The sequence below is a fragment of the Rhodococcus sp. (in: high G+C Gram-positive bacteria) genome (assembly GCF_049591685.1).
GTDB lineage: Bacteria > Actinomycetota > Actinomycetes > Mycobacteriales > Mycobacteriaceae > Rhodococcoides.
In genome coordinates this window covers 1-1,527 of record NZ_JBAWFH010000180.1, presented here as the reverse complement: position 1 = coordinate 1,527, position 1,527 = coordinate 1, and the positions used below count along the sequence as shown (strand labels likewise).

Below are 1,527 nucleotides of genomic sequence, written 5' to 3'. Positions count from 1 at the left end.
GCTCCACGCTCTTTGGAGCAACGAAGCGCATCGTCGGCCGCGCGACCGCCTCGCAGATCGCTTCCGCGTCGAGGGCGTCGATCTTGCCGCGCTTGACGTAGGGCTTCACCTAGCATTACAGTTGCGTTTTTGACCGTGTTCTGAAGCATTGGATCGCCCTGGCATGGAGGTCGTGGTGACGGGAGCATCGATCGAGGCGACGCTGGAACTATGGGCGTCATCGCTGCGCGAGGTGAAGGCGCGAATGCGGCCTGTGTTCAGCCAAGAGCGGGTTGCGGCATCGGCGAACAGCTTTCTGGAAGGGCTGCTGGGCGACGAACGCCGCAAGACCGGGTGGATGCGCGCGGAGGCCGCGGGTGACGCCGGACCATGGCGGCAACAGGCGATTCTGGGACGCGGGCGGTGGGATGCGGATGCTTTGCGCGACATCGTGCGCGACTATGCAATCGAGCATCTTGGTACGGATGACGCGGTGTTGGTCCTCGACGAGACTGGTTTCCTGAAGCAGGGCAAGGCGTCGTGTGGCGTGGGGCGCCAGTATACCGGATCGGCGGGGAAGGTGACCAATTGCCAGATCGGCGTGTTCGCCGCCTATGTCTCGGCAAAGGGCCATGCCTTTGTCGACCGGGCGCTGTACCTGCCGAAGAGCTGGATCACCGATCCGACACGGCTGACCGCGGCGCATGTGCCCGAAGGCACGGCCTTTGCAACCAAGCCGGCGCTGGCGGTGGAGATGATCGACCGCGCAATCGCGGCCAATATGCCGTTCGCTTGGGTCGCGGCGGACGCAGTCTACGGGGTCGGTGATATCGAACAGGCGCTACGGCGCGCCGGCAAGGGCTATGTGCTGGGTGTGAAAGGCGATCACCGCTTCGGTTCGTGGGGTGACAAGCCAGTGGTCGCAGGCGCCGCCGAGAAGATCGCGAGCGACCTCGATCCCGGCGCATGGCGGCGTCTGTCGGCGGGCGAAGGCGCCAAGGGCGCCAGGCTGCACGACTGGGCATACTTCGAACTCGCGGACCTCGAAGCCGACGAATACGCCGAGGGGATGTCCGGCACATGGACCAGGGGACTCCTGATCCGCCGCCACGTCGCTGACGGAGACCTCGCCTTCTTCACCACCTGGTGCCCAGCCGGCACCACCGTGGAAACCCTCGTCAGCGTGGAGGGGCATCGCTGGGCCATCGAGGACGGCTTCGAGACCGCCAAGAACGAACTGGGCCTCGACCACAACGAAACCCGCTCGTGGCATGGCTGGCGCCGGCACGTGTCGCTCGTCATGCTTGCGTTCGCGATGCTCGCGGCCATCCGCGCCCGCGCCAATGCCACGCCCCCAAAAAGAACCCGGACGAGGCCGCGAACCTGATCCGTTGGTCCGTCCAGGAGATACGGCGCATCGTCGTCAGACTGGCCAGGCGCCGTATCGAACCCCGCCACGTCATCGCATGGTCATGCTGGCGCCGAGCTCATCAGGCTGCCGCGCAACACGCGCACGTCCAATCAAGAACGCAACTGTAATGCTAGGTC

1 protein-coding gene and 1 pseudogene are annotated in these 1,527 nt (G+C 65.4%); one reads left to right on the top strand and one right to left on the bottom strand.

The window, feature by feature from the left end:
- A pseudogene (locus tag WBQ44_RS07735) lies at positions 1-109 on the bottom strand (IS110 family transposase); the annotation flags it as partial.
- Positions 110-163: 54 nt separating this feature from the next.
- Here WBQ44_RS07735 and WBQ44_RS07730 point away from each other — a divergent pair.
- The gene (locus tag WBQ44_RS07730) at positions 164-1,366 is read left to right on the top strand and encodes an IS701 family transposase (protein WP_495566132.1); all 1,203 of its coding nucleotides are present in this window, start codon (positions 164-166) and stop codon (positions 1,364-1,366) included.
- The last annotated feature ends 161 nt before the right edge of the window (positions 1,367-1,527 follow it).